23 protein-coding genes and 1 riboswitch are annotated in these 20,851 nt (G+C 28.3%); of the genes, 18 read left to right on the top strand and 5 right to left on the bottom strand.

The window, feature by feature from the left end:
* The first annotated feature begins 5 nt into the window (after positions 1 to 5).
* From ACLR9T_RS08810 to ACLR9T_RS08800, 3 genes are all read left to right on the top strand, one after another.
* Positions 6 to 1,097 carry a 2-aminoethylphosphonate--pyruvate transaminase gene (locus ACLR9T_RS08810; RefSeq protein WP_413109174.1) on the top strand — a complete coding sequence of 364 codons (1,092 nt, stop codon included), beginning with the start codon at positions 6 to 8 and terminating at the stop codon, positions 1,095 to 1,097.
* Complete coding sequence (gene phnX, locus ACLR9T_RS08805) at positions 1,097 to 1,882, top strand: phosphonoacetaldehyde hydrolase (RefSeq protein ID WP_413109173.1); 786 nt, start codon at positions 1,097 to 1,099, stop codon at positions 1,880 to 1,882. The genes ACLR9T_RS08810 and phnX overlap by 1 nt, the downstream gene beginning before the upstream one ends.
* A gap of 167 nt (positions 1,883 to 2,049) precedes the next feature.
* Complete coding sequence (locus ACLR9T_RS08800; RefSeq protein ID WP_413109172.1) at positions 2,050 to 2,691, top strand: YczE/YyaS/YitT family protein; 642 nt, start codon at positions 2,050 to 2,052, stop codon at positions 2,689 to 2,691.
* Here ACLR9T_RS08800 and ACLR9T_RS08795 read toward each other — a convergent pair.
* From ACLR9T_RS08795 to ACLR9T_RS08785, 3 genes are all read right to left on the bottom strand, one after another.
* On the bottom strand, positions 2,636 to 3,526 hold the full coding sequence (locus ACLR9T_RS08795; protein WP_413109171.1) for a transposase: 891 nt from the start codon (positions 3,524 to 3,526) through the stop codon (positions 2,636 to 2,638). The genes ACLR9T_RS08800 and ACLR9T_RS08795 overlap by 56 nt on opposite strands.
* A gap of 424 nt (positions 3,527 to 3,950) precedes the next feature.
* Positions 3,951 to 4,379 (bottom strand): hypothetical protein, encoded by a 429-nt coding sequence (locus tag ACLR9T_RS08790; protein WP_413109170.1) that lies wholly within the window; start codon positions 4,377 to 4,379, stop codon positions 3,951 to 3,953.
* A gap of 218 nt (positions 4,380 to 4,597) precedes the next feature.
* Positions 4,598 to 5,017, bottom strand: a complete 420-nt coding sequence (locus ACLR9T_RS08785) for a VanZ family protein (protein ID WP_413109169.1) — start codon at positions 5,015 to 5,017, stop codon at positions 4,598 to 4,600.
* A 132-nt stretch (positions 5,018 to 5,149) separates the two neighbouring features.
* Between ACLR9T_RS08785 and ACLR9T_RS08780 the strand changes: the two genes are divergently transcribed.
* The 3 genes from ACLR9T_RS08780 to ACLR9T_RS08770 all read left to right on the top strand — a co-directional run bounded on the left by ACLR9T_RS08780 (position 5,150) and on the right by ACLR9T_RS08770 (position 7,391).
* Complete coding sequence (locus tag ACLR9T_RS08780) at positions 5,150 to 5,494, top strand: DUF6442 family protein (RefSeq protein ID WP_413109168.1); 345 nt, start codon at positions 5,150 to 5,152, stop codon at positions 5,492 to 5,494.
* 11 nt (positions 5,495 to 5,505) lie between these two features.
* Positions 5,506 to 5,712: a helix-turn-helix transcriptional regulator gene (locus ACLR9T_RS08775; RefSeq protein WP_413109167.1), complete on the top strand. Its 207-nt coding sequence runs from the start codon at positions 5,506 to 5,508 to the stop codon at positions 5,710 to 5,712.
* 181 nt (positions 5,713 to 5,893) lie between these two features.
* A riboswitch (glycine riboswitch) is annotated at positions 5,894 to 5,987 on the top strand.
* A 48-nt stretch (positions 5,988 to 6,035) separates the two neighbouring features.
* A complete protein-coding gene (locus ACLR9T_RS08770) occupies positions 6,036 to 7,391 on the top strand; it encodes an alanine/glycine:cation symporter family protein (RefSeq protein WP_413109166.1) in 1,356 nt (451 codons plus the stop codon).
* Positions 7,392 to 7,424: 33 nt separating this feature from the next.
* Here the strand turns inward: ACLR9T_RS08770 and ACLR9T_RS08765 are convergent, their stop codons facing one another.
* On the bottom strand, positions 7,425 to 8,117 hold the full coding sequence (locus ACLR9T_RS08765) for a LytR/AlgR family response regulator transcription factor (protein WP_413109165.1): 693 nt from the start codon (positions 8,115 to 8,117) through the stop codon (positions 7,425 to 7,427).
* Positions 8,118 to 8,749: 632 nt separating this feature from the next.
* Between ACLR9T_RS08765 and ACLR9T_RS08760 the strand changes: the two genes are divergently transcribed.
* The 9 genes from ACLR9T_RS08760 (at position 8,750) to ACLR9T_RS08720 (ending at position 15,128) form a co-directional block, all read left to right on the top strand.
* The gene (locus ACLR9T_RS08760) at positions 8,750 to 9,574 is read left to right on the top strand and encodes a hypothetical protein (protein ID WP_413109164.1); all 825 of its coding nucleotides are present in this window, start codon (positions 8,750 to 8,752) and stop codon (positions 9,572 to 9,574) included.
* 1 nt (position 9,575) lies between these two features.
* Positions 9,576 to 10,190, top strand: a complete 615-nt coding sequence (locus tag ACLR9T_RS08755; protein ID WP_413109163.1) for a hypothetical protein — start codon at positions 9,576 to 9,578, stop codon at positions 10,188 to 10,190.
* 460 nt (positions 10,191 to 10,650) lie between these two features.
* The gene (locus ACLR9T_RS08750) at positions 10,651 to 11,007 is read left to right on the top strand and encodes a hypothetical protein (RefSeq protein WP_413109162.1); all 357 of its coding nucleotides are present in this window, start codon (positions 10,651 to 10,653) and stop codon (positions 11,005 to 11,007) included.
* An 887-nt stretch (positions 11,008 to 11,894) separates the two neighbouring features.
* Positions 11,895 to 12,200 carry a PepSY domain-containing protein gene (locus tag ACLR9T_RS08745; protein WP_413109161.1) on the top strand — a complete coding sequence of 102 codons (306 nt, stop codon included), beginning with the start codon at positions 11,895 to 11,897 and terminating at the stop codon, positions 12,198 to 12,200.
* Between the two features lie 2 nt (positions 12,201 to 12,202).
* A complete protein-coding gene (locus ACLR9T_RS08740; RefSeq protein WP_413109160.1) occupies positions 12,203 to 12,856 on the top strand; it encodes a response regulator transcription factor in 654 nt (217 codons plus the stop codon).
* A complete protein-coding gene (locus ACLR9T_RS08735) occupies positions 12,853 to 13,914 on the top strand; it encodes a sensor histidine kinase (RefSeq protein ID WP_413109159.1) in 1,062 nt (353 codons plus the stop codon). Before ACLR9T_RS08740 ends, ACLR9T_RS08735 begins: the two co-directional genes overlap by 4 nt.
* Entirely contained in the window at positions 13,911 to 14,429 is a 519-nt protein-coding gene (locus tag ACLR9T_RS08730; protein ID WP_413109158.1) for a PepSY domain-containing protein, read from the top strand. Before ACLR9T_RS08735 ends, ACLR9T_RS08730 begins: the two co-directional genes overlap by 4 nt.
* 219 nt (positions 14,430 to 14,648) lie before the next feature.
* Positions 14,649 to 14,852 carry a hypothetical protein gene (locus tag ACLR9T_RS08725; protein WP_413109157.1) on the top strand — a complete coding sequence of 68 codons (204 nt, stop codon included), beginning with the start codon at positions 14,649 to 14,651 and terminating at the stop codon, positions 14,850 to 14,852.
* Between the two features lie 54 nt (positions 14,853 to 14,906).
* Positions 14,907 to 15,128 (top strand): hypothetical protein, encoded by a 222-nt coding sequence (locus ACLR9T_RS08720; protein WP_413109156.1) that lies wholly within the window; start codon positions 14,907 to 14,909, stop codon positions 15,126 to 15,128.
* Positions 15,129 to 15,137: 9 nt separating this feature from the next.
* Here ACLR9T_RS08720 and abc-f read toward each other — a convergent pair whose 3' ends face one another.
* Entirely contained in the window at positions 15,138 to 16,991 is a 1,854-nt protein-coding gene (gene abc-f, locus ACLR9T_RS08715) for a ribosomal protection-like ABC-F family protein (protein WP_413109155.1), read from the bottom strand.
* 179 nt (positions 16,992 to 17,170) lie between these two features.
* Here abc-f and ACLR9T_RS08710 point away from each other — a divergent pair, with 179 nt between their 5' ends.
* Genes ACLR9T_RS08710 through ACLR9T_RS08700 form a run of 3 tightly spaced genes read left to right on the top strand, consistent with a single transcriptional unit; the run spans position 17,171 to position 20,784 of the window.
* Entirely contained in the window at positions 17,171 to 19,096 is a 1,926-nt protein-coding gene (locus ACLR9T_RS08710; RefSeq protein ID WP_413109154.1) for an aconitate hydratase, read from the top strand.
* Complete coding sequence (locus ACLR9T_RS08705; RefSeq protein ID WP_413109153.1) at positions 19,096 to 20,091, top strand: isocitrate/isopropylmalate dehydrogenase family protein; 996 nt, start codon at positions 19,096 to 19,098, stop codon at positions 20,089 to 20,091. The genes ACLR9T_RS08710 and ACLR9T_RS08705 overlap by 1 nt, the downstream gene beginning before the upstream one ends.
* Positions 20,092 to 20,094: 3 nt before the next feature.
* Positions 20,095 to 20,784: a GntR family transcriptional regulator gene (locus ACLR9T_RS08700; RefSeq protein WP_413109152.1), complete on the top strand. Its 690-nt coding sequence runs from the start codon at positions 20,095 to 20,097 to the stop codon at positions 20,782 to 20,784.
* Positions 20,785 to 20,851 lie beyond the last annotated feature (67 nt).

The raw sequence follows: 20,851 nt of genomic DNA, 5'->3' as shown, positions 1-20,851 counted from the left end.
ATAAAATGAAAGATTATAAGTTATTAACCCCAGGACCATTAACTACTAGTGCAGCAGTAAAGCAGGAGATGTTATTTGATCACTGTACTTGGGATGATGATTATAAAAAGATCACATTGAAAATAAGAGATCAGTTATTGCAATTGGCTCATGTAAATAAAAATGATTATACAGTTGTTTTAATGCAAGGAAGTGGTACTTTTGGAGTAGAATCAGTAATTACTAGTGTAATTGGTCAGGATGAAAAACTATTGATTGTAGCTAATGGAGCTTATGGTAAAAGAATGAAAAATATATGTGAACATGCTAATGTTGATCATACAATGATTGAATTTGCAGAGAATGAAAATCCTGATGCTGGAATAATAGCTAGAGTATTAGATAATGATGATACAATAACTCATGTAGCAATGGTTCATAGTGAAACAACTTCAGGAATTTTAAATGATATTAAAAGTGTGGCAAAAATTGTAAAAGAAAATAATAAAGTATTTATTGTTGATGCTATGAGTAGTTTTGGTGGGATTGATATAGAAGTTGGTAAGTTAGGGATAGATTTTATTATCAGTAGCGCTAATAAATGTATTCAGGGAGTTCCAGGGTTTTCATTTGTGATTGCTAATAAAGAATTATTAATTGCTAGTAAAGGTAAAGCACGTAGCTTGTCATTAGATTTATATGATCAATGGCAGACGATGGATAAAGATGGTAAATGGCGTTTTACTTCACCAACCCATGTTGTTTTAGCTTTTTCTAAAGCTATTGATGAATTGATTCAAGAGGGAGGGATTGCAGCACGTAGTAAACGATATTATGATAATAATCGCTTATTGATAAAAAAAATGGAGGAAATGGGGATAAATAGCTATGTTGATTTAGCTTATCAAGGACCTATTATTACAACATTTTATTATCCAAATAAAGATTTTGTCTTTAGTGAGATGTATGATTATATTAAAGAGCGTGGTTATGCAATTTATCCAGGTAAATTAACAACAGAAAAAACATTTAGGATAGGAAATATTGGTGAAATCTATGAATCAGATATTTTAAATCTATGTTCTATTATTAAAGATTTTCTAGCGGAGGTAGAATAATGGGTAAAGTTGAAGCTGTAATTTTTGATTGGGCAGGAACAACTGTTGATTATGGCTGTTTTGCTCCAGTTCAAGCTTTTAAAGATGCTTTTAATGTTTATGGTTTAGAACCAACAAATGATCAGATCAGGCAACCAATGGGTAAATTAAAAATTGATCATATTAAAACAATGTTAAAAATGCCTTCAATTAATCAGGAATTTATAAAAAGATATAACCGTGATTTTAATGATGAGGATGTAAATAAAATTTATAAGTTATTTGAAAAATCATTAATGTCTCAAATAGTTAATCATACTAAAGTCAAACCATATGTTTTAGAAACTGTTAAAAAATTGAAAGAGATGAGGATTAAAATAGGTTCAACTACAGGGTATACAGATATGATGATGGCTCCTGTATTAAAAAGTGCTAAAAAACAAGGATATGTGCCAGACTGTTGGTATTCTCCTGATTCAACAAATAATATAGGTAGACCTTATCCTTATATGATCTTTAAAAATATGATGACTTTAAATATTAGTAGTGTAAGAAATGTGATTAAAGTTGGTGATACTATTTCAGACATTCAAGAGGGGACTAATGCGGGAGTTGTTGTAGTTGGTGTAATTGAAGGGAGTTCATTATTAGGATTAAATGAAAAAGAATTTGAATTATTAAGTGATTATGAACGTACTCGTGTTGTAGCAAAGGTAAAAGAAGCTTATTTAATGGCAGGTGCAGATTTTGTTATTAATAACTTAAGTGAATTAATAGATGTAATTAAAGAAGTTGAATTATTTTAAAAATTATCCTAGGTTAAAATGATACCTAGGATTTTTATATAAATAGCTAAGTAAATGAAAAAATTATTATATATATAAATTTCTATTTTTGAAAACGCTTATAAAAATATTGACTGAATAAATGAAACCGCTATAATATTGCCTATATATAGAGAGGTACTAAGAAAATGTTTAGAAAAATTGTCGTATTAGTAATTGGGGTCATGATTGTAGGGTGTAGTTCAGCATTAACTCTTAAAGCAGCAATTGGGGTTGGAGCTTGGGATGCTTTAGCACAAACAGGAAGTTCTGTTACAAGTATTGAGGTAGGGACAGTAGGAATGTGTTTTAATTTTTTATGTATTCTTATTCAAATCATTGTGCTTAGAAAAAAGTTTAAAATAATACAATTTTTACAAATTCCAGTAAGTATATTATTAGGGGTAATTATTAATTTTATGTTGTACCAGATATATGATAATTTTACAGTAACTGAATATTGGATAAATGTTTTTTTATTGGTATTAGGGTATATAATTAGTGCTTTTTCTGTAGGGATGGTAATGGTTCTTGATATTGTTACATTTGCATTAGAGGGTGCTTGTATGGCAATTAGTAAAATATCTGGTAAAAAGTTTCATGTATTGCGTCAGGGTGTTGATATAATATCAGTAATATTGGTTGTAATAATTGTTTTTGTTACAGGAGTTCCCTTAGCAATTAGAGAGGGGACGATTATAGGAGTACTGTTATTTGGACCAATGATGGGTATTTTCATGAGATTACAAAAGCCGGTTTTTCAAAAATTAAATTTAATTGATTATAATTAAGCTCATACCATGGATCTTCTTTTGACATAAAATCAAATCTCGCATTTGATGGTACAAACTTATATAGTTGTTTACACACTTTAGTCATATTAGTTTGTTTTAAAGTAAGCATTCTAAAAACATCTAAATCAAATTCTTCATCAGAATAAGGACCAAAAGATTGAGTTATTGAGTGTCGTGAGTCTATATCTCTAACTCTTATTAAATATTTGTTTCCAGTTTTATTGACATGTTCAAACCCATTGTATGACTCATATCCACGATTCGCTATAAAGATAGCTTTATTGCCTTTATATCTATCAGCTATTTTACAGAATGCATCATTTTCATTCATTTCTGCCTTGCCTTGTATAATGAGATCATCATATGTACACTCAAGTAAATCATAGCTGGCATTTAAATGATATGCAGAATATGTCTGGTTTTTTCCACCATGTTTCAATAAAGTAGTTTCTTTATCGAGTATAGAATTATCTATAGGCAGTTCACTACCATCAATCGCGATAAACCTATATCCTTTATACAGTTTATCGCAATGAGTTTTAGCGTTGAAATTATCAAACAATGTTTTAAATGCCTCAGCTTTAATTTTATCTCTTGCCTGTATAAAAGCAGAAGCAGTTGGTGTTTCAATAGAATAGTCATTAAGTTTTAACAGTTCATCTTTTAAAGAAGCTGTTTCCATACATATAATATTCTTTATAGTTGTCTCAAAAGTAAGCTTTCTGTTACGAATGAAATCAGTTTCAGCGTTCTGACAGAAAATAGAACGGACCTCAGCCATTTTTCTGATATTGTAATCCAATACGTTTTTTAAGTGTTTATAGTTATTCATGTTGCACCTCCAGAATATACCTATAAATAATTGGGCTATTATCAATTAAAAGATTGATAATAGCCTGCACACTTATCCACTTATGTCAATATTTTTAAATAAAAAAAGAAGGGTACATTTTCATGTACTCCACAATGTCATAAAAAGCTTAACTTAATGACATTGCTTATTAAATCTGTTTTTTTGTATTTTTAACATATGATCATAGTGTTAAATATTTGAAATATTATGTGAAATTAGTGAAAAAACTTCATATGTTTGAATCATCTTTCTATTTTTTAAGTTAAGTTGCATATCTGTATAAAACAAGAAATTACTTTATATATATTTAAATAATATAGTTGGATACCTCAGATAAACCATAAGATAGGAACATTTTCGAGTCATTTAAAATTCCTAATAATAAAAAAAAGCCATAGGCTTTTTAAATAAATTCTTGTAAATCATTATATGATTTTTCTTCAAATGCTTTTAGTGTTTCCATTAATTTAATAACATCACTACCAGCATTATTATAATCATTTAAATTACGAATAGCAGTGACAATTCCCATGGTACTGCCAATCATCATCATTTCTGCAATATGAGTAGTAGATTTATCAGTTAATGTCTGCATGTTAATCATTAGATAAGTACGTAGTTTTTCAAAAGAACTAATACCTTTTTCATCATACCCATGACTATTTAATTTTTCTTTAGCATCTTTATGAATCTTACAATAACCCTCATACTTTTCTTTTAAATATTTTTTAAAATCTTTATCTTCTACAATTTTTTCTAATTGGTCAATCGTTTCAACACCCATTTGTGAATTTTGATAAATAAAGTTTAATAATTTTACGTCATCATTCATTTTTATCACCTATTAATAGTGTGTACTAGATAAAAATAAATATACTAATGTCTGCATGTTTTTTGATTTATATATAAAGGATATTAGTTATTATCAACAAAATATTTTACAGTTAATGAACAAACAAATTTAAGAGCATAATTAATATAATTGTTGATATATCATAGATGGCTTAATATTTCTGATACTAAAACGATCTAGAAAACTTTAGAGATCTATTAATTAGATTTCTTTCTTTTTTGCCACAAATAGATGATTAATATCATGATCAATGCACCACTAGTATCAATTAAGACATCAATTAATTGACCACTACGACCAGGAATAAATAATTGATGAATTTCATCACTACAGGCATAAATAAAAGTTATTAATAAAGTTGTTGATAAGAGATATTTATATGTACTTGTTTTATATAAGCCATAGTAAATAAATAATAAAAGAATTGCATATTCACTCATATGAGCTATTTTTCTAATCATAAATGTTAAAGTATTATGATCAATATTAATAAATTCTAATATTAATTTAGCAATAAAGTTACTTTGACTAGATGAGTCATTACCATTAGTATGTGACATAATAAAGATAAAAATCGTCCAACATATTGCAGGAATAAAATATTTTAACTTTTTCATATTTGTTATTATAGTAGAGAAGTATATTTTTTACAAATAATATTAACAAAAGTGTTATAAAAATATTTATTTATATTTTTTAATGATATAATATAAGTGTAAAGAAAACTTGTCATTAAAGGAGATGATAGTATGGATAAGGACGATATTTTATTAAAAAGTAAAAATGATAATAGTAGAGGTGATGAATTAGAACTACAAAATAAAAATGAGGCAGAAAAATTAAGTTATTTTATTATGGCAATTATTATTTTAATTGGTGTTATTTTATGTGATATGGGAGTTATTAGTGGTTATATCTCTTTTGGCAGCATAACTATTTCAATAGATGACTTTTTTAGCCTGACATTGATTTTAGGCCTTGCAAGTGAATATGCTTTTAAATACTATTATTTACGTAAACGATGGCATTTAATTGTGGGTATTTTCTTTTGTTTAGGATTGTTATTTGGGATATATCGTGTATTTATAGTATAGAGGGGTTAAAGGTGAAAGAAGAATTAAAACTTAAAAATCGTTTAAAAGAAGTAAGAAATGAAAAGCAATTATCACAATTACAGTTATCACAAATGGTTGGGGTATCAAGAAATACAATTAGTTCAATTGAAAATGGACAATTTAATCCTACTGCAAAATTAGCATTGATCCTATGCATTGCATTAGATAAAAAGTTTGAAGAATTATTTTATTTTTAGGTAAAGAGCAGATAATGTTCTTTACCCGTTATTTTGGATAAAAATATATGAGATAATAAAAATCGTTTGCAATTATATATAAATAACGTATAATACATCTGTATATATCGGATGATAATGGCGAAAGAGATTCTAATTGAACACCGAAGAATTAAAGATTTCAGGTAAAAGGATCGCTATTGGACGAACCTCTGGAGAGACTTATTAAATTAAGCACCGAAGGAGCAAACCTATTTATAGGTGAAACTCTCAGGTAAAAGGACAGTGGGATGAATAGTTTTTTCATTATTAATTCCGGCTTATTTTTAAGAAGGAGTTTTTTTATGCAATTTATTACAGAGTTTTTAACAAGGATTAATGAAATGGTATGGGGAATGCCACTAATTTGTTTGCTTCTAGGAACAGGTATTTATTTTACACACAAGCTTAGATTACTACAACTAACTAAATTAAAACTAGCTTTTTCTTGTATTTTTAAAAAGCAAGATAATAATGAAGGGGATGTATCCAGCTTTCAAGCTCTATGTACAGCTCTTTCTTCAACGATTGGAACAGGAAATATCGTTGGTGTTGCTACTGCAATAGCAGCAGGGGGACCAGGTGCTTTATTTTGGATGTGGATCTCAGCTTTTTTTGGAATGGCAACTAAATATGCTGAAGGTTTATTGGCAATTAGATATCGTGTAAAAGATGAAAATAATCAAATGGCTGGTGGACCAATGTATTATCTTGAACGGGGACTTGGTAGTAAATGGCTAGCTAAAGTTTTTGCTTTTTTTGGTGTAGCTGTAGCATTGTTAGGAATTGGGACATTTACTCAAGTTAAGTCTATTTCTGATGCAATGGAGCTATCGTTTAATGTTCCACCACTTATTACTGCTATATTGTTAACAATTGCAGTTGCTTTTATTACAATTGGAGGAATTAAGAGGATTGCTAATGTGGCAGAAAAAGTAATACCTTTAATGTGTTTACTTTATATTGGAGGAGTTATAATCATATTAATCACTCATTTCAATGTTATTCCTCAGGTAATTGGATTAATAATTGAATCTGCCTTTAATCCTCAAGCTGCATTAGGAGGAGGACTTGGAATGGCAATGCAAAAAGGGATTAGTCGGGGAATCTTTTCAAATGAAAGTGGTTTAGGGAGTGCACCAATAGCTGCAGCAGCTGCTAAAACCAATTCATGTGTAGAACAGGGTTTGGTTTCAATGACGGGAACCTTTATTGATACAGTCGTTATTTGTACAATGACAGGAATTGCTATTTTATTAACTAATAGTCATACAAGTGGATTAGAAGGTGCTGCAATGACTTCACAGGCATTTAGTAGTGGTTTATTTATTCCAATAATAGGTAAATATATTGTAAATATTGGTTTGATTTTCTTTGCTTTTACTACGATTATTGGCTGGAATTATTATGGTGAAAGATGTATGTATTATTTAAAAGGGCTAAAAGCGATTCCTTATTATAAATTTATTTACATTGTTTTTATTGCGATTGGACCATTTATGTCATTGGAATTTATTTTTATTTTAGCGGATATTGTTAATGGTTGTATGGCAATTCCTAATTTAATTGGTCTAATTGGTTTAAGAAAAGAAGTTATTATGGAAACACAAGTGTATTTTAAAAAGCAAAGTGTTGTTCAAGAGGCGCTTGTATATGATTAAAAACACCTTTAAAGGTGTTTTTAAATGTAGTAATTATGATTTGTTTTTAATAAAAGTTTGATAATCATTCTTACACTTTAGTAAATAAGTTCTGCTTACTGGTAAGTAATCTTGATCTATTTTAATTGTATTGTATTTAAATTCTTTAACATAGTACCAGTTAATTATTATTGATCTATGAATCTGTGAAAAATTTTTATTTAATATTTTTGGAATAATATTATTAATTGTATCACGAGCTTTATACATTTCATTTGTTGTAAAGAATAAACAATAGTGTTTATCACTTTTAATATATTTTATGTCATTTAATGGAATATCAATTAAACCAATATCAGTCTTAACAGATATACAAGTATTATCAACACCTATTTTATTAATTAATGAGTTAATAACTTTTGAAATAATACTTTCTAAATATTCCTTTTTAATAAAATAAAACGGATGAACATCAAATGTATCAAATACTCGTTCAACACTATTACTGATAAAGATAATTTTGGTTTTTTTATGGTATTCAAAATATTCTTTAGCTAGCTCAATACCATCTTTTAACATTTCAATTTCTAAAAATAAAACATCATAATATTTATTTAAATCTAATATTAATGGATTATCTATTTTCTCAATAATAAAGTTAGAAGTATACTTTTGTATTTCCTTTTTGATTAAAGAATTAGTAAATTCTAATTCTTCATTATTACTATCAATTAATGCAATTATCATGATTATGTTCTCTCCCAATGATTTGTAGTATTAATAATTAAAATTATTCTAATATATTATAAACTAAAACATATATAAATAAGAAAATATTTGTTTGAGTTTTTATTATATAAAATACTTTGTTATTAACATCATAAAAAAAGAAAACTTTATTGTCAATATTTTAATTGTAACTTTTTGATAATTGTATTTAATTATCCTTAAAGAAGTTATTCGTGCCAAAAGTATGTCATTCATGCCAGAGATATTGTTTTAATTGAAAAGATATAATAATATATAGTTAAGATATAGCTATATTATAAACAGATTAAAATAATTTTTAGTAGTCTTTTTTCGTTCTATCATAGGGTATTTAAAGTATTTGATTAATATATTTGTAAAAGTAATACCATATTTAGAACTTGATGAGCTGTTAAATAAAGGAGAGGTATTATTCTAGATGTTTATTTCTTGTTTCAAATTTTATAAGTTAATTGTCTGCAGTAAAATTTATTAATATAAATTTGAATTTATAAAAACATATCTAACTTTGATGAATACTGCAAGTCTACAATAATTAACCATAGATAAAGGTTAATAGAAGGGAAAATATATATCATAAAGTATTCAATATATATTATTTGAAAATGATTATGAGAAAAGCAAAAAAAGTTATTGCATTTTGTTTATCAACAATTATGCTTTATACTACAGTTACGATTACTTATGCAGCTGATTATAATGCAAGTGATATACAAAATACAAATTATTCAATGGTTTTTGAGGTAGAAAAAGATTCATTAGATAATGTAGCTGAAGAATATAATATTCCTAAGGAGGTTTCAAAGTATATTGCAGATGTATTTAGTGAAAACAAAGAGGCGAAGGTTACTGTATATTCCCCTGAATCTAAGATAAGCATGTTTGGTTCTAGTGGTTCCTTGAGTAATATAAGGACATATAAAGGGTATACATTAAAAGATTGGAATGTACATGTAACAAATTCTTTTGGTATGGTTGATATAAAAACAGGTTCTTTATCAGCAAAATTTGCGAATGAATTACTTGTATATGGTGCGGGGAATCTGTTGGACCGTATTGTGCCTTTTGGTAGTGCGGGAATTACATTATTTCAGTTTATACTTGGTAACAGTTCAACAGTAACAGCAAAAAGCGGTGATAAAGCTAGTGCTGCTCCTAGATACACTTCTGATACAAAGTTCACTTATGTTAAAGTAGGGGTGGATTATTTACTCGGGGCAAGAACACATAAAGCATTGTTGCAGGATATCACATGGTTTTATTACAGTGACTTACTACACAAGTCAACTCCTGGCATATATACTTATAATAAGACATTTAAAACGCCTTCATATAACTCCCCGGATGCTAAGGCTATTACTGGGACAGGAATAGGTGGAATTTTGGAAAGTGCAATTAAAGTCCGCATAGGAAGTAAAGATTTTGTGTTGGAATAATATGAGAATAAAAAAATATATTTTATATGCAACTATACTAATTGCGATTATTGTTACTCTAGGAATGACAGAATTTTTGATCAAAGCTTACTATAATCCTGCAGAAAAAAATTTTTATTTATCTACAAAAGGGTGTTTAGTCTATGATTTAGCTGAAGGTGAATATGAAATTGTTAAAGTAGAAGTTATAGGGGAAAATCTTGATTACTTACTTAATAATAAAAATGATGTTATTCAAGGTAATATTTTAGTAAATGATTTTAGTATTTTCACACAAAAGGATGTATATTATAATTCTAAAAGTTCTTTCGATTACCTTAATGGATTCTTTTATAGTGAATTTTATGATAACTCTATATATACAAGTATAGGGATAGGGAATAAGGATTCAATATGTGAAATAATTGCTGCATCGAAGTCATGGGATATGTTAGTATGTGGCATAATTATTGATGAAAATGTTGATGATAAAGTAAAGCAGGTAATAAAAAAGGATGCGTTATTAGTAATACCAGCTGATAATTTAATTAAAGCTAAAGAACTTATTAATGAAGCAGCTTCAAACTCAACATACATGAATGATTGGTTAAAAGAGAGGGGTTATATTAAAGAATGAATAAATTTTTATTTATCTACTATGTATTATTTTAATATTATAGATGAAATTGATGAGGTCTAAAAGACCTCATCAACTTTAATATAAATAACAAAAGGAATATTATTTGTGAAATTGATTAAAAATGTATGTTATTTTGATACTGTTTTTATTTGAGTATTAAAATACTCTAGATAATTATTAAGGTATAGTTGGGATTCTTTATTTAACAATAGTTATTAAGCTGTTGGTGTAAGAATCAGGACCTGAAGATAAAAATAATTGTATATGACAATAACATTTGATATAGTATTTTTAACGTATTTAAGTTTGCTTTTCAATACTCAAGGATATGTTAAGTACAAAAACATATTTATAGGGGAGATAATATTATGAAAAAGGTATTCATTGGTTTTATTGCTGTTATTTTGGCGTTAGCGGCAATAAACCGGTAATTAAAACTGGTGCATTAGAAATACAATTGCTTACATCAACATATAGTGATATAACAGCTCTTGGTTACACAGAAACTGATCGCAAGGATATAATATATTTATTTACACGAACTATTGGACCAAAGATTTATGCTATAACTGATTCTGAGGGAACGGTTGATTTTTTGAATACTAGTAAAGATGATTTAACAAAAAAATTTGAGTTTATAGAATTTAATGATATGATAAGATTTGTATATAAAGATCATTATTTTGTTTGTTTAAGTTATACAGATGATAAACTAGATGGTTTTGGAGTAATGTATAATATAGATGGTAAAAGGTCAGTAAGAGATGTAGATTTATTTTTTAGAGAATATGCAGATCAATGGATAATAAAATAAAAAAAGGTAGTGTTGTAAACTGATAAATAGGTTTATTAACACTGCCTTTTATACTTTAATAAATTTAGTTTAATAATTTGATAATTCTTTAGATATTCATTAGCTTTTTTTTAGCAAAAGTAAGATTCTGATTAATTTTTAATAAATACTTACTTGATTTAACCTCAATTATCTTATCATAATCTTCATGGCTTTTGAAATTAAATATTTATATGATAAATTTATATTTGCAATAACATTACGTCCCATTCGCAAAGTATTTTTCTATGCCCCAACTAGGGGTCTAACAATTAAAGAAACATTAATATTCTCAATTTTAGTATTATGGTGATCACTACCTGGAATAGTTTTTTTAAATAAAGGTACTCAGTATCTAATAAATAGAATGAAAGAATCGTAGAAGCAATATTATAAATAAAATGTGCTTGAGCGATATACATTTCTTTACAGCCGTTTAAAATTAGATTAACCCAATTACTTAATTGAGCAAAAATTATTAGAACTATTATATCAATAATTGCTCCAATAGCTTGTTGTAAACGCATTAATCCAGCTCAAACTAAACTAAATGAAATTGTAGTTAATGCTGAACTAGAGTAGAGAATAGCAGAGATTACGATACTAGCTAAAGTGACATTAAGAGATTATTAGTATAATCACGTATTTGATAACTAGTGATACATTTAAGTTCATCACTCATTTATAAGTAAAGATTGATAAATTACCAACAATAAAACCGATTATAGTAATATTCATAATTATCTCAGTTTTTAATTTATATCTTTATTTAATTTTTTTAAAATGAGAAAATTCTTATTTTATTATTATCATTCTTTAAGCAATAATAATTAAAAATAGGTTATGATATAGATGAAAGGAAGATATAGATGGAAAAAATAATAAATTATAAAAAACAAATTATTACCATTGCAATCTTATTAGTTGTAATTGTTATAGGATTTGGAATTTACATTTTACATACAACTTTAAATAATATTAATTGTTCTAAAAGTGAGGCTCATGTAGTAGCGTTAAGACTGTTTCCAGGAACGATCATATCTTCTAAGATAGAATATGAAAAGATGAAAATATTTTATGAGATTGAAATAGAAAATCAACAACAAGAACATATTGAAGTTAGCATTGATGCTAAAAGTGGAAATATTATTGGTTATGAATATAAGGAGAGATAAAAATGGCAATACTGATAATTGAAGATGAAAAAAATATGTCAGATTTATTAAAACTCGAGCTTACTCATTCAGGGTATCAATGTGGTCAAGCATTTGATGGCGAAAGTGGACTATCGATGGCTTTGAAAGATGACTATGATCTAATTTTGTTGGATTTGATGCTACCACGAATTAATGGAATTGAATTATGTCGACAACTAAGGGAAGTTAAACAAACCCCAATAATCATGTTAACTGCTCGAGATGAAGTAATGGATAAAGTAAATGGGTTACAAGTTGGAGCTGATGATTATTTAGCAAAACCATTTGCAATGGAAGAGTTACTGGCTCGAATCAGCGCTTTACTAAGAAGAGTGAATATTCAAAAAACTGTACTTGAATATAGTTATGGTGATGTGAGAATTGATGCTAGTAAGCGTAAAGTTTATTTTAAAGAAAATGAAGTATTTCTAACGACAACTGAATTTGATTTATTAACGTTATTAGTTAAAAATGGTGGTAATGTTGTTAGTAGGAATATGATTTTAGATGAAGTTTGGGGTTTTGATGATGAGGTATCAACTAATGTGGTAGAAGTGTATATCCGTTATTTAAGGAATAAAATAGCTGGTATTAAAATTGAAACAGTTCGTGGTGTTGGGTACTGCTTATCATGAAGTTAAAGTCGTTACGTCAACAGTTAATTAGTAGCACTTCTGGTATTATCATGACTGTAATCGTAGTCTTTAGTTTTATAATGCTTCTTTATATGGGATATTATATGTTAATTATTGGTCGAATCTATGCAATGGATGAGGATTTAATTACACCTGTGGCAGGAATAGTTATAGTGTTATTAGTAATATTATTAGTGGTAGCTTTGGTTGTTAGTATAATTTGTGGTTTCATGATTAGTAAAAGATTTCTTCAAACTGTTGATCAATTTACAAAGAATATTCAAAGAATTAAAAATGAGGGGTTGAATCATCGTTTAGTTATCGAAGGAGATGATGAATTGGCTTTGTTAGGAAAAGAATTTAATGAGACGATAGCTCAAGCTGAGCGTTCATTATTGCAACAAAATCAGTTTGTAAGTGATGCTTCCCATGAATTAAAGACGCCACTAGCAATAATTAAGGGGAATCTTGATATGCTTCAACGTTGGGGCAAAGATGATCCCTTGATATTAAGTAATTCGCTTGAAATAACTAGCAAAGAAGTTGAACGCTTAGCTCAATTATGTAATGAGTTATTACATTTAACAAGGGATATGGATACTAATTGTGAAGAACCAGTTGACTTATCGCTTATAATTAATGATACGATTAGTGATTTTAAAGAAGTACATCCTGAGTTTGATTTTAATGTTTATCTAAATTCAAATGTAAAAGTATGGATTCGTCCTGAACATTTAAAACAGCTTTTAATAATTTTAATTGATAATGCTATTAAATATTCTAGAAAGGATAAATGTAGTATAGAAATAACTTATGATGGTATTGCATTAAAAATAAAGGATTATGGTATTGGTATTGCCAAAGAAAAAATTCCGTATATTTTTGATCGCTTTTATCGGGTTGATGAAGCCCGAAGTCAAAGTAATAATAACTTTGGATTAGGTTTAGCGATAGCTAAAAGAATCTGCAGTTATTATGGTTATGAAATTAGTGTTGAAAGTATTATTAATGAATATACAATTTTTACAATTTTATTAGAAAAGAGGACAGAAAAATGAAAAAAATTATGTTATTAGTTTTATTTATAATTATTTTGGCTGGATGTGGTCAAAAAGTTAATGCTTTAACTTTAGAAGAAGCTCAAGAAATTGCTTTAAAAGAAGTAGCAGGAAAGGTTTTAAAAGCTAAAGAAGATAGAGATGATGGAGTTAGTTACTATGATTTTACAATTATTACAGATACTGAAAAATATGAGGTAGAAATAGATGCAAATAGTGGAAAAGTTCTAAAAACAGAAAAAGATGACGATTATATAGGTACAAATTCTAATTCAGTTGATGGTACGGTAACTCCGAATGAACCGACAAATACATCAATTACTATTGAACAAGCACAGCAAATTGCTTTAGAGCGTGTTGGAGAGGGTTATTTAACTAAAAGTGAACTAGATTATGATGACGATAATGGTATTAAGAAGTATGAAATTGAAATCAAAAATGGTAATAAAGAATATGAGATTGAGGTAAATGCAGATACTGGTGAGATTATTAAATATGAAGAGGATAATGATTAAGGAATTGGTTTGATCCAATTCCTTTTTATTTGTTTATATCAAATATTAGAGGGATATTATAGAACTTATAACTGTAAAAATAATTTATATTTATGCTTTGTTTAGACAAAAAATTTAATTCATATATGGTTTATTAAATAGGTAGTCTTTTAGTTAATTGCATAAAATAGTATTTCATGAATATAGATAGAGTAGATAATCAAAATGGAGGTTAAAAATATGTCAATAAAACCATTGATCTTAGGGGTATCTATTACACTAGGACTTTTAGCAATAGCTGTAACTCTGAGGTTTATCGTATATCCTCTTTGGATAATATGGGTTCAAAGAAAAGAAGAATTAGAAAGGGAGGATATGTTGGCAAAAGATTATCACGATCAAACGATTGAAATTAAAATCGATGGTAGAAAATTAATCAACTGATTTTGACTACATAGTAAAAATTATTTTACTAAGTATTTTGAAAGGGGTATTATTGTGATAGATTTATTAGTTGATAGTGAAAGTTTTAATATGATAGATAGTGGTTCAATAAGTCATTTAATAGTTTGTAAAGAAGAAGGTATTCAAACAGGTGATTTAGTATCTTTACATGATGATCATAATAAGGTTAATTGTATTGTAAAGGTTAATTATATTGATTGTGAGGGTTCTGGAGTAGATGAAAATTATTGTATATTGAATGTTAAAAAAATATAAAAAAGCCCTTTATTGAAGGGCTTCCCATTCTTCAATTAGTTCGTTTAACTGATTTTCTAATGAACTAATTTCATCATTGATTTGATTGTATTTTTGATAATCATTTAATACTGATTCATCTTGCAATTGATTATTTAATATATTAATTTGGTTTTCTAAGTTAGAAATTTGTGTTTCTACTTTTTTTATTTTATTTTGCTGTTTACGATATAATGCATTTTGCTGTTTCATGTTTAAATAATCAATATTATCTTTTTTTACTGGTTGTACAATATTCTTACTATTGAAATATGTATCATAATTACCATCATAGCTTATAGCTTTATTATTAGTTAGTTCAATAACTCTTGTAGCAACTTTATTGATAAAATAGCGATCATGACTAATAAAGAAAATAGTTCCTTCAAATTGATTTAAAGCATCTTCAAGGACTTCTTTAGATGCAATATCTAAATGGTTAGTAGGCTCATCTAAAATCAATAAATTAGCTTGCTTTAATAAAATTTCTGTTAAGATGATTCGGCCTTTTTCACCACCTGATAAAAGAGATATTTCTTTAAAGACATCTTCACTTTTAAAATTAAATAAAGCTAAACTATTACGAATTTCTGTATTAGTCATTTTGGGAAAGTTATCACTAATTTCATCAAAGATTGTTTTATGCATTGATAATGTTTGGTGCTCTTGATCATAGTATGCTAAATCTACTTTACTACCAAATTTTATTTTTCCCTGATAAGGAATAAGATCATTTAAAATTGTTCTAAATAAAGTTGTTTTACCAATTCCATTTTCACCGACAAGGGCAACACGCTCTTGTTTTTTTATATCAATATTAATATTTTTAAATAATATTTCTTCAAATTTAACAGCTAAATCCTCTATTTTTAAAACATCAAAACCTGATTCTCTTTTAGGTTTGAAATTAATAGTAATAGTATCTGGTAAATTTTCTGGACGTTCAATACGTTCTATTTTTGCTAATTGTTTTTCTTTGGACTCTGCTCTTTTTACTTGTTTTTCACGATTATATGATTTTAAAGTATCAATACTTTCTTGAATTCTTTTAATTTCTTTTTGCTGATTTAAATAATGTTTTAAATCAACTGCACGTTGTTTCTTTTTTAAAAGAGAGTATTCATCATATTTACATTTATAAGTTTTAGATTTACCATTTTCGATTTCAACTATTTTATTAGAAACCTGGTCAATAAAATAACGATCATGACTAACGATTATAACTGCGTGAGGATAATTTTTTAAATATCCTTCTAAAAAATTTATTGCCTTACTATCGAGGTGGTTAGTAGGTTCATCAAGTAATAATAATTTTGGTTCTTGTAATAACATCTTAGCTAATGCTAATCTGGTTTTTTGTCCGCCGGATAGCATTGATACTTTATAATTTTGCTCTTCTTTACTAAATCCTAGGCCTTTTAAAACACCACTTAATTTACTTGGATAACTATAGCCGTCACATTCTTGAAATTCATGTGATAATCTATCGTATTCACTTAATATTTTTTCACTGTGATCACTAGACATTAAAGATTCAAGCTCATGTAATTTATTTTCCATAATGATTAAAGGAGCAAATACATCTAATCCGATTTCATATACAGTTTTATTCATATTTAGATCATGCTGTTGTTTTAAATATCCTAAAGAAAGTTCTTTATTACAAAAAAGATTACCGCCATCATATTCTTCTTCACCTGAAATGATTTTAAGTATTGTAGTTTTTCCAGCTCCATTAACGCCAATGATTGCGACTTTATCATGATCATCAATTTTAAAAGTTATATCTTTTAGTAAAGGAATTCCTTGAAAAGATTTTGTTATATTTGAACATTCAATTAACATTTTTATCACCGCATGTATTTTAACATATTTTTATGGTTATTAATATGTAAATTTAATAGTTCTAAAAATAATGTTTCTTTTTTAGAACATCTTATGTAAAATTTCATACAAAGGGTTGTAATCAAGATTGTTTTTTTGTATAATTGTATGCAATATAAGAAAAATGGGGGTATATCGCAATGGGTATGAATTTAGCATATAAAATTTTAAGCAGTAAACTTAAAGATGGAAAGCTTGTTGCTGGTCAGCAAATAGGAATTCAGATCGATCAAACATTAACACAAGATTCTACAGGAACTATGGCATATCTTCAATTAGAAGCTATGAATATCAAGCATGTTGCAGTTGAAAAAGCAGTGGCATATATTGATCATAATATGTTGCAAACAGGATTTGAGAATATGGATGATCATGAATTTATCCGTAGTGTTGCTAAAAAACATGGAATTGTATTTTCAAAACCAGGAAATGGTGTCTGTCATCAATTACAATTAGAAAACTTTTCAAAACCAGGAAAAACTTTAGTTGGTTCAGATTCTCATACACCTACTTGTGGAGCAATGGGAATGATTGCTATTGGGGCAGGGGGATTAGATGTCGCAGTGGCTATGGCAACAGGTAAATATTATTTGCAATGTCCTAGTGTTGTTAAAGTGAATTTAACTGGAAAAAAAGCACCTTGGGTAAGTGCTAAAGATATTATTTTATATATTCTTCAACAATTAACGGTTAAAGGTGGCGTTAATAAAATTATCGAATATACTGGAGATGGAATTTCTTCACTCTCACTTACTGATCGGGCAACTATTTGTAACATGGGAGCAGAACTAGGAGCGACTACTTCGATTTTTCCAACTGATGAAAGAACAAAAGAATATTTAGCACAGCAAGGACGAATTGATGATTATATTGAAATGAAAGCTGATGAAGATGCTACATATGATCAAGAATTAGATGTTGATTTAAGTGCATTAGTACCAATGACTGCTAAACCTCATAGTCCTGATGCGGTAGTACCTGTAAAAGAATTAGAAGGAATGAAAGTAAATCAGGTGGTGATTGGAAGTTGTACTAACTCATCATTTGCTGATATGATGAAAGCTGCTAAGATTTTAAAAGGTCGTAAAGTTGCTGACCATGTTTCTTTAGTAATTGCACCAGGATCAAGTTCTATTTTGGCGATGCTTTCACAAAATGGAGCCTTGGCTGATATGGTTCAAGCTGGGGCAAGAATTCTTGAATGTGGTTGTGGACCATGTATTGGGATGGGGCAGGCGCCACTTTCAAAAGGCGTTTCATTAAGAACAATTAATCGTAACTTCAAGGGACGTTCGGGAACAAATGATGCAAGTGTATACCTAGTATCACCAGAAATTGCGGCTTTAAGTGCAATTAAAGGTTATATGTCTGAAGAATTTGAAGACGATATGTATTTAGATGAAGTACCAAATACACCATTTATTAAAAATGGAAATTTCTTCATTGATGAATATGATGAAAATAATGAAGTGTATATGGGACCTAATATTAAACCGGTTCCACGTGGAGATAAAATTACAGATGAAATCACTGGTAAAGTTGTTTTAAAAGTTGGTGATAATATTTCAACTGATCATATTGTTCCTTCAGATAGTAAATTATTACCATATCGTTCAAATGTGCCACATTTGGCTAAATTCTCATTTAGTAAAGTAGATCCAGAATTTTATAATCGAGCAATTGCTAATAATGGTGGTTTTATTGTTGGTGGTGATAACTACGGTCAAGGAAGTTCAAGAGAACATGCGGCTTTAGTACCAAATTATTTAAAAATCAAAGCAATTTTTGCGGTATCATTCGCTAGAATACATCGTTCTAATTTAATTAATAATGGTATTCTACCTTTAGTTATTGAAGCTAAAGATCAAGATTTCTTTAATGATCAAGACAATTATAAAATTGTAGATATTAAAGAAGTTGTGGAACATAACGGTAAAGTAAAAGTAATTAATGAAACTACTGAGGAATCAATTGAAGCATCATTGACTTTATCACCTCGTGAAAAGGTGATGATCAATTATGGTGGTTTATTAAATGCAATCAAAGAATTAGGAGGGGAATTTTAATGAAAGCTGTATTGATTCCAGGTGATGGAATAGGTAAGGAAATTTCAAAAAGTGTTGTTGATATTACTGAAGCGATGGAGCTTGATATTGAATGGGTAGAATATCAGGCAGGAGCAGAATATGCAGCTACAACTAAAGAAGTATTTGAACCAGGGTTAGTTGATGCAATTAAAGAATATAAATGGGCATTAAAAGGTCCTACCGCAACACCGATTGGAACGGGGTTTAGAAGTGTCAATGTTGCTTTACGTCAACAGTTTGCAACTTATGCAAATGTTCGTCCAATTAAATCATTCAAAGGAATTAATTCACGCTATGAAAATATTGACTTAGTGATGATTCGTGAAAATACAGAAGATTTATATAAAGGGATTGAATATATGATCAATCCAAATATGGCAAATGGAATAAAATTGATTACTCGTGAAGCAAGTGAGAAAATTTGTCGTTATGCTTTTGAATATGCTAAAAACAATGGTCGTAAAAAAGTTACTGCAGTTCATAAAGCAAATATTATGAAATATACAGATGGTTTATTTTTGGAAGCTTTTAGGGATGTTGCCAAAGATTATCCAGAAATTGAACCACAGGAAGTTATAGTTGATAACATGTGTATGCAATTAGTAATTCGTCCAGAAACTTTTGATGTGTTAGTCGCACCAAACTTATATGGTGATATTGTTTCTGATTTATGTGCTGGATTAGTTGGTGGTTTAGGATTTGCACCTAGTGGGAATATTGGTGATGAATTTAGAATTTATGAAGCTGTTCATGGCAGTGCTCCGGATATCGCTGGTAAAGGTATCGCTAATCCAAGTGCATTATTATTAGCGTTTGCATTAATGTTAGAGGCATTAGGGAAATTAGAAGATGCTAATAAATTACGAGATGCTTTAGCGGCTGTAGTTGAAGAAGGAATTACTGTAACACCAGATATAGGTGGTAATGCTTCAACTGATGAATTTACAGCTGCGATTATAAGAAAGTTAGGTTAAATTATGGCAAAAAATTTATTAGAAAATACAGGACATGGCTCACTTGGTAATAAGATTTTTACGGTACTTCGTGATAAAATTTTAAATGAGGAGTATACTCAAGGACAAAAGCTTAATGAAGTAGCATTGTCTAGGGAGCTAAATATATCAAGAACACCAATTCGTGAAGCTTTAAAACAACTAGAATTGGAAGGTTTAGTTAAAAGTATTCCTAATAAAGGAGTATATGTTCTAGGATTTTCACATCGTGATATTGATGATATGCTTGAAATTCGTTATGCATTAGAAGGTTTAGCTATTCAGTTGGCGATAGAAAGAATAAATGATGAAGAACTAAAAAAAATTAAGGAAGTATATGATTTAATGGAGTTTTATGCCGAAAAAGGTGATCAAGAAAGGTTTAATGAAATTAATATTGCTTTTCATGAAGCTATCTATCGTTGTACCCAATCAAAGTATTTTGAACAATTACTAACAGATATAAATTATTATATTCATGTAACGTCTAGACATTCAATTCGTCAGCCGGATCGATTGGTATCAGCAGCTAAAGAGCATCGTGAAATATATGAAGCGATTTTAGCCCGTGATAAAGAATTAGCAAAAGAAAAGATTCAACATCATATTAGAAAAACACAAATGTTAGTAAGAAATTATTATGAGAAAAAAAACAAACCAGAAGTTAAAGGCTAAAAAGCCTTTTTCTTTTTTATTGTGAAACAAAAACCACGTGCTATGCGCGTGGTAACAATAAAGCTTT

This window comes from Thomasclavelia sp., from assembly GCF_047249845.1.
Lineage (GTDB): Bacteria > Bacillota_I > Bacilli_A > Erysipelotrichales > Coprobacillaceae > Thomasclavelia.
This window is presented reverse-complemented; position numbering and strand designations above follow the sequence as displayed.